The organism is Bacteroides faecium, assembly GCF_012113595.1.
Taxonomy (GTDB): domain Bacteria; phylum Bacteroidota; class Bacteroidia; order Bacteroidales; family Bacteroidaceae; genus Bacteroides; species Bacteroides faecium.
Map to the genome: position 1 here is coordinate 6,774,093 of NZ_CP050831.1, position 8,090 is coordinate 6,782,182.

Here is an 8,090-nt window from a genome sequence, read left to right on the forward strand (position 1 = left end):
CTATACACTAACAATATCACTATGATTTTAAGAATCTTACCGCATGCCATGTTATTCTTCGTAATAAGTAAAGATACGCTCGACATAAGGTTTTAATATACGACCGAGCCCCGTGCCAAAATCAACATAATCTTTGAAATTCTTTGTTTCAATCCAGTTACCATTCGCATCACAGCCGTAGTCTTGGAAGTCTTTGTAGAGTATTTCAAATCCTAGCCGCTCGTCAATCGGTCGTCCTTGTTCATCGTATTTCTCTTGCACGATACTATTACGAACAACGGTTTTCAGTTTACCGTTCGGATAATATTTACGTTTACACCAGGACTCTAACTCTTTATTACCTTCATCGTCAATTCTATATTTTTCCACAACGCGGTTACTGTCACTGTATTCATAGATGAAATGCGTTTCCGGCCTATCACGACTCAGCAAATCATACACTTGGGTCTGCGCCAACAAGCCGTTTGTATCATACTCATAGACTGTTTTTCCCGATAATTCCCCTATATTATAATATTCCCTCTTCTCTACCAACAAATCATGTTCGTTATAATCATATTCGGTCATAGCCGGTTTGTAAATCGTGCCGTCAATCTGTTTGGTTCGGATAAGATTTCCTCTGTCGTCATAAGTGTTTATCTCCCCATGGGAATCACTATACACAATTTCCAGCAGTTTCCCGTCAGTATTATACTTACTGACAATCGTACTGTTAGTTTTCGGAAAGCAGAGTGTAGATGTATGTCCCCAAGTCTCATAGGTATAATCGGTCTTGCGGATAATATTTTCTTGTTTGTCGTACTCGTTACATTGAGCAAGATTGCCGTCGATATTGAAATGAAAATGGTAGTGATGTATTCCGTCCTCTTCCCATTTCTCGCCTTTTTTGAATTTCACCGAGAAGAAAGACGATGCATTTTCCGGACGATAATAATAGATATCCAACGTTTTGACTTTTCCGTTCAACCCCATCCTGCTTTTGTCGCTATTGACAGAATCTATTGTCGGGGGAATGTATTTCAAAGGAGATTGTCGGCAACCTGCAAATATCGATATAATCAAACTTCCTAAAATAACAACGACTACAACGGCTTTATTTTTCATGTTTTCTTGTGTGTTACAATGTTTCGACGCAAAGATAACAAAACAGAACCAGTTCTAAAATATAACTGACGTAAAAGATTACTTTCGTGTTATTATAATATCATCAAAGCATAGTTCCAATGACTGATTATCGGGTTTATACTCTGTCCAATCTTTCGGATCGCCACTTTCGTTGTCTACCATTAAATGATAATAAGAAAAGCCAAAGTGTGGATCAGGCAATCTATGAATCTTATAGCTCCCTACAGTTGCCAACTCATTATCTTCAACGACTTTCAGCCAACCTAAAGCCTTGTCTATCTGTTGAAGATGAGATAATTTATCCCGCTCGCCTTGTTTTAAAGCGTCAATAGTCTTTGTCCTTTCGTTTTGTAATAATTCTATTATATCTTTCATGCTTTCCACTTGTTTAGTATTGAATTAAAATCTTCAAGCATCAAGTCAAAGTCATAATCCAATTTCTTCTTTTTTAGCCTGTCGGTTGCGTAGCTTAGAGCGAGCAGAATATATTCGCTTAACTTTAATTTCTGTTCGGCATGACTTAATTCACTGAATTCTTTCTCAAGGTTTAGTCCGATCCTAATTTTCCCGGTATCTGCCCTGAATGGTCCAAATTCAAAGCGATTGCGAAGGAAATATCCATTCTTCTCTATTTCTTGCTTGGTAAACATAGTGAGCAGTGTCCGATAGAAATCTTTTTGTTTCAATTTCAACTTTTCATCGGCAATGATATAGTTTGTTTTACAATGGTCGTGGTCATAATAACTATACGAACAATTAATTATAATTCGATTAATAGCGCGTCCGTACATTTCGGGGCGCATCCTTCTATCCAACTCCGGTTTCAGTTCTTTGTCAATGCTTTCGATTACTGCCTTGGAGTTTTCATAACAGTTACCAATTGTCCGCTTTATCCAAACCGGATTTTTAGGAATCCAGTTTCTCTGGCTTTCAAGCCTTATATCCTGCATATCTTCCTTTATCTCATATTCCCAAAATACGGATTGCTTTTGATTCGGGTCGTCAGGACTGAAATAATAACTTGTCCTTCCCTGCTCCATAGTAAAACCGTTGACTCTTTTCGACCAAATGGCATCGACAAAACGAGTTTCTCCAAATTTATTTTGAAAACAAGTCGCAGGGTTTCCATTAAAAAATTGCCCTCGCAATGCTTCGACAGGTTCGTGATTTCCCCAACCGATAATAGCCAGGCTCTCGCAAAGACGAACGGCTTTATTCCACTCTTCCGCATTTTTATAATCCGCACATTTCAGAAATCCGGCAAACAAGCGTTCGCGTAACTGTTCTATCTCCGATTGAGTCTGCAAAAATTCTTCCAGCTCTTTTAAGGCTTCTATTTCAAATATTTCCTCCATCGCTTTTTCTTTTTAGTTCCGACTAAATGATTAAAATCATCGTTGAACACCCACACCTCAGAATGAAATGTAACGATTTGGCGACACAAGCTGCATTGATGTTCTGTGATTTGCATACCGTCAAACAACTCGCTTTTTCATAATACGTATTTATAGTAAACTGTTATCAATTGTTGTTTACCTCATCATCAAACCATTTGTAGTCTATAACCGGATATGTATTATAAACACTATCTATATAGAGACGACTCGATAAAATTCTTTCATCTCCATAATATATTGTCCATTTGGCAATATGTTTTTCCTTATCCGACCATTCAAATTTATAATGATTTCCGACTGGAAAGAAATATTCTTCATCAGCCAGTTCTTGAACACTATTAAATGTATCAATAATCGGCATTTCACTATAAGTAATCCAGATTATAGAATCTCCTTTGAGGACTATTTTTTGAGGAGTTTTAAAATTATCATCTTCTAAATCAGGATAATTATAAACGACATATCCGCTATCCGTTTCAGTCAATTCCATCCAGGTTGTTTCATAAACTTTTTTAGGCGTTTCCTGCTTAGATTGTATAGAGCAAGATATTATGCACACGGCAACTAATAATAACTTTACTATATTTTTCATACTCCTTTTAAATCATTCAATATTACTGGCTATTCTTAGAAATTATGGTTCGCATTTTTGGGGGTGACTTTTGCGAGAAACATATTTATCTCTCTTAATCAACTCTTTCATATACTCTTTTAGGTATTTGCACTAAATCCTTATTGCCTCTTTTCATCAATTTCAAATAAATATTATAGGATTCTCTTGCATCTTCTTCATCACCATTGCCCCATTGGGCATCTCCTAAAGTAAGCCACTCATCTTCTTTCTCTGGATACTTTTTAGTAATCTCTAATAATATAATTCTGGCTTCATTGTACATTTCATTTTTGCAGAAAAAGATAGCGGCATCATTATATATAGATATATTATTCATATCCAACGGAGATTCTTTAAAAATTTCAGGAATATCAAACCACTGTATTTGCCTTAGGGATTGTTCACTTTCCAAATTATTCAAAGAATAATCATCCAATAAACTATTATTACTAACCCAGTTCTCATTATCAATCGAATTAGATGTATGATCCGTCTCAAATAATACAGAATCCTCTATCAAGCTATTTGAAAGTTTTTTTGCATATCCATTCTTACCTCCATTGCAAGAGAGTAAGACTACAGCAAATAAAAGAGTAATATTAAGTAATTTCATAATTCAATATTGAGTAAAAGTATCAGCCTATTCTCCCTTTTATCATCTATTTTAAAAGAATGCTATGTTTATCCAACAACTTTAGATTTTGTTGTGCTTGAATTACATAATCATCATCGGCTCGTCCTTGTAAAATCACAGTCATAAAGTCTTTATATGCCTCTTTCTCTTTGCCGGCTTTCCAATAGACATAAGCACGCCAAAAGTAACTAGATACTATTTCATATTCCTGATCAATGCAATAATTCAAATCACTATATGCTTTATTAATGCTATCCACATACCAATAAGCAATACCTCTTTGTAGGCAAATTTCTTCCAACGCAACATCTTTAGAATCCATTTTATCATAAAATATCACTTGGGCGCATCCATACACTTCCTGCTTTATTCTTTCTGCTGCATTAAAGTCGTCAATTGCACTTTGGTAATTGTTCAATTCTAAGTTTGCATTTCCTCTATTAAGCCAAGCCGTTATATATGTAGAATCTTGGCTTATAACATGACAATAGTCTTTTATAGCCTCAGAATATTGCTTTAACTCAAATTTATCGGCTCCTCTATTTATATAGGCAGGTAGATACGTCGGATTATTTTGGATTAATTTATTCCAGACTATAATAGCTTCATGATACTTCTTCTGATTATCAAGACCTACTGCTTCATCAAATAATTTATTTGTTCTGGAGCAAGATAGAAATATCAATACTATTACAATAATTATGCACTTATATCTTTTCATAATCCGATGCCTGATTTATATCCTAAGGATTCTTTGTCTAACGTCTTACGCTTGATTTTTCAATTCATTCTTTCTCTTTTTCCACAACTGCCACGAATTAATAATATTCTGCCACAACACATACGAACCCGGAGCAACAGCAGATAACGGATTGAGATAGGTATGAGCCATCCAAATAGCCAGAATCGTATTCTTCTGTCCCAATGCTTGACCGCCACTGATACGGTCATTATAGACAGAGCCGATAGTTTTCCCCAAGAAGAACTGCAAACAACAAGCTACCAAAGCTCCAATGGCAATCATGATTTCAGTAAAGCCGTCAGCAGGGTCATTAAGTAATGAATATAATGTCTGAGCCGTCACGATGGCTAATGAAACAGCCCACAAGTAGAAAGCTAGTTCATGGTAGTTTAATAGTTTCTGATGTACTTTAGGCAGGCATTTGTTCAACAACCACGCAAGCAGGAACGGACAAATCAGCAATGGAAATACTTTGCTCAAAATAACAAAAAACGCTTGCCAAAAACTGACATCGGGATGCACTTCCACCAAAGGAAAAAGAATAGGTACGGCAATGGCTGCCCCGATATTAGCAAGTAGTGTATAAGTAGTCAGACTTGCTGCACTACCACCCAACTTGGAAGTTATCACCGCAGCAGCCGTAGCCGTCGGGCAAATAATACAAACCATCACACCTTCCGCTACAATCTTATCAAAACGGTAAAGCAGCAGATAAGCCGCCAACGCACCGCCAATCTGAATCAGCAACAGCCACGCATGTAGAGGTTTCGGCTTCAAGTCATGTGGAGATACCTTACAGAAAGTCAATAGCAACATCGTAAAAATAAGATAGGGAGTCAGGAAAGAAAGGCTGATGAACAGTGGATACCCCACGGCACCTACCAACATGGCAATAGGTAATGTCCAATTCTTCAAAAACTTAAGCATCGTCGTACATTTTAACTTCGAAGCGCAAAGTAACGGAGATTTCAGGAAAAAAGCTATCATTATACCGAAAAAAAACACAAAACTTAATGGCAAATAATGAGTTTTCTACAAATTTCTACTACATTTGCACCGTGTTACAAATATGAAACTGAATAGACCATACATAGTATATATATGCATTTGCCTCTGGCTACTTTTTCTACCCTCATGTACCAGCCATTTATGGGGGAAAGACTTTGTAGTAGTTATTGACGCCGGACACGGCGGACATGACCCCGGAGCCATAGGCAAAACAGCCAAAGAGAAGAACATAAATCTGAACGTTGCCCTGAAAGTGGGGAACCTGATAAAAAGAAACTGCGACGACGTCAAAGTGATTTACACCCGCAGCAAAGATGTCTTCATCCCACTGGCACGACGGGCAGAAATCGCGAACAACGCGAAGGCTGACCTCTTTATTTCTATCCACACCAACGCATTGGCAAACAACCGCACAGCAAAAGGTGCATCTACCTGGACACTGGGTCTTGCCAAATCAGACGCCAACCTGGAAGTTGCGAAACGGGAGAACTCCGTAATTCTCTATGAAAGCGATTATCAGACACGATATGCCGGCTTCAATCCGAACTCCGCAGAATCTTATATCATATTTGAATTTATGCAGGATAAGTATATGGAACAGAGCGTACATCTTGCGTCACTGATGCAAAAACAATTCCGTCACACCTGTAAACGGGCAGACCGCGGAGTGCATCAAGCGGGATTCCTTGTCCTGAAAGCAAGTGCGATGCCGAGCATACTGATAGAACTAGGATTCATCTCTACCCCTGAGGAAGAGCGTTATCTGAGTTCCGAAGCAGGAGCCTCAACTATGGCAAAAGGTATTTATCATGCTTTCCTGAATTATAAAAGAGAACACGAGATACGCCTAACGGGAGTCAGCAAGACGATTATTCCGACTGAACGGGAAGAAAACGATGCTCCGGCAATTGCACAAAAAGACACAGAAAGCGTGACAGCCCCTCAGCAGAAGGAATTGTTGGCAGAAGCCAAGACAAAACCTGCTTCAGTAACAAAAACGACAACAAACCGTCCGATTGCGTCTCAAAGCACAACCAATGACAGTGAAATTACGTTTAAGATACAGATACTCACCTCTTCCAAACCTCTCGCCAAAAACGACAAGCGGTTGAAAGGCCTGAAAGATGTGGATTACTATAAGGAAAAGGGCATATACAAATATACGTATGGCGCTTCCGGCGATTATAACAAAGTGCTGCGTACAAAGCGCACCATTACGCCACAATTTAAGGATGCTTTCATCATCGCTTTCCGAAACGGGGAAAAAATGAACGTCAACGAAGCGATTGCCGAATTTAAAAAGAGAAGAAATAAATAAAAAGATAAAATGAAGTACATTACAAAAGAAGTCAGAATAGGTATTGCAGGTATCATTGCACTATGCGTGCTTGTTTATGGGATTAACTGGCTGAAAGGGATACATATGTTTCAACCTTCCAGCTATTTCTATGCCAAATTTCAGAACGTGAACGGACTGACCAAGTCGAGCCCGGTGTTTGCGGATGGTGTTCGTGTAGGTATTGTACGTGACATCTATTATGATTATGCCAATCCCGGAAATGTAGTGGTGGAAGTCGAACTGGATACAGAACTACGTATCCCGAAAGGAAGTACTGCCGAACTGGTATCCGAACTGATGGGCGGTGTGCGCATGAACATACTGCTTGCCAATAACCCGCGCGAAAGATATGCCGTAGGCGATACAATCCCCGGCAAACTGAATAACGGAATGATGGAAAGTGCGGCGAAACTCATCCCGAAGGTTGAGGAAATGCTTCCGAAACTGGACTCCATCCTTATCTCACTGAACAACATCTTAGGAGACAAGAGCATCCCTGCTACTTTACACTCAATAGAAACAACCACAGCCAACCTGGCAGTAGTCAGTTCGCAAGTGAAAGGACTTATGAGCAACGATATTCCGCAGCTCACCAGCAAGCTGAATACAATCGGGGACAACTTCATAGCTATCAGCGGTAACCTGAAAGAAGTGGACTATGCAGCCACTTTCAAAAAAATAGACGAAACGCTGGCTAACGTAAAAATACTTACAGAGAAATTGAACAGCAAAGATAATACCCTCGGACTGCTCTTTAACGACCCGACTTTATACAATAATTTGAACGCTACAACTGAAAACGCAGCGAGCTTATTGGAAGACCTGAAAGAGCATCCGAAACGCTATGTTCACTTCTCATTATTCGGTAAGAAAGATAAGTAGCATTTTACCGTTATATAGATTTCATCTAAATAACGAAGCATTTCGAAAAGCGTGTCATTGCTTCTCAAATGTCTATCTACAAACCGAAATAATATTCCCGTACAAACGTACAAATGGAAGAAAAATGAACAGTATTTCATGCATAACAGTTTAGAATACAGATACTTATAATTTTGCAAGAGTGGATTAACATATAGTGTTCTGTCAGATGTATATAAGTCATTGAAAGTAAACACATTATTGTTCTCACGAAAAAAACAAGAAAAAGCAGATTTGTTTTTTCGGAATAAGATTCCCAATTTTGCAAACGTAGAAGTTTTGCTTAATTAATAAATGTATTAAAAGTCACT

At 38.3% G+C, this 8,090-nt stretch carries 9 protein-coding genes; 2 read left to right on the forward strand and 7 right to left on the reverse strand.

The annotated features are described in order from the left end of the window. Positions 1-51 precede the first annotated feature (51 nt). The 7 genes from BacF7301_RS25755 to BacF7301_RS25785 all read right to left on the reverse strand — a co-directional run bounded on the left by BacF7301_RS25755 (position 52) and on the right by BacF7301_RS25785 (position 5,498). Positions 52-1,104, reverse strand: a complete 1,053-nt coding sequence (locus BacF7301_RS25755; RefSeq protein WP_167967046.1) for a hypothetical protein — start codon at positions 1,102-1,104, stop codon at positions 52-54. Positions 1,105-1,182: 78 nt separating this feature from the next. Further along, a complete protein-coding gene (locus BacF7301_RS25760; protein ID WP_167967047.1) occupies positions 1,183-1,500 on the reverse strand; it encodes a hypothetical protein in 318 nt (105 codons plus the stop codon). After that, positions 1,497-2,480 (reverse strand): hypothetical protein, encoded by a 984-nt coding sequence (locus BacF7301_RS25765; RefSeq protein WP_167967048.1) that lies wholly within the window; start codon positions 2,478-2,480, stop codon positions 1,497-1,499. The genes BacF7301_RS25760 and BacF7301_RS25765 overlap by 4 nt, the downstream gene beginning before the upstream one ends. A gap of 166 nt (positions 2,481-2,646) precedes the next feature. Further along, complete coding sequence (locus BacF7301_RS25770; protein WP_167967049.1) at positions 2,647-3,114, reverse strand: hypothetical protein; 468 nt, start codon at positions 3,112-3,114, stop codon at positions 2,647-2,649. Positions 3,115-3,208: 94 nt separating this feature from the next. Next, positions 3,209-3,748 (reverse strand): tetratricopeptide repeat protein, encoded by a 540-nt coding sequence (locus BacF7301_RS25775; protein ID WP_167967050.1) that lies wholly within the window; start codon positions 3,746-3,748, stop codon positions 3,209-3,211. Positions 3,749-3,794: 46 nt separating this feature from the next. Beyond that, positions 3,795-4,490, reverse strand: coding sequence for a tetratricopeptide repeat protein (locus BacF7301_RS25780; protein WP_167967051.1), 696 nt, complete (start codon positions 4,488-4,490; stop codon positions 3,795-3,797). Between the two features lie 45 nt (positions 4,491-4,535). Then, the gene (locus BacF7301_RS25785) at positions 4,536-5,498 is read right to left on the reverse strand and encodes a bile acid:sodium symporter family protein (RefSeq protein WP_167967052.1); all 963 of its coding nucleotides are present in this window, start codon (positions 5,496-5,498) and stop codon (positions 4,536-4,538) included. A gap of 82 nt (positions 5,499-5,580) precedes the next feature. On the opposite strand from BacF7301_RS25785, the gene BacF7301_RS25790 reads away from it, so the two are divergent. Both BacF7301_RS25790 and BacF7301_RS25795 read left to right on the forward strand, forming a co-directional pair. Next, complete coding sequence (locus BacF7301_RS25790) at positions 5,581-6,837, forward strand: N-acetylmuramoyl-L-alanine amidase family protein (RefSeq protein WP_167967053.1); 1,257 nt, start codon at positions 5,581-5,583, stop codon at positions 6,835-6,837. Between the two features lie 9 nt (positions 6,838-6,846). Beyond that, complete coding sequence (locus tag BacF7301_RS25795; RefSeq protein ID WP_167967054.1) at positions 6,847-7,740, forward strand: MlaD family protein; 894 nt, start codon at positions 6,847-6,849, stop codon at positions 7,738-7,740. The last annotated feature ends 350 nt before the right edge of the window (positions 7,741-8,090 follow it).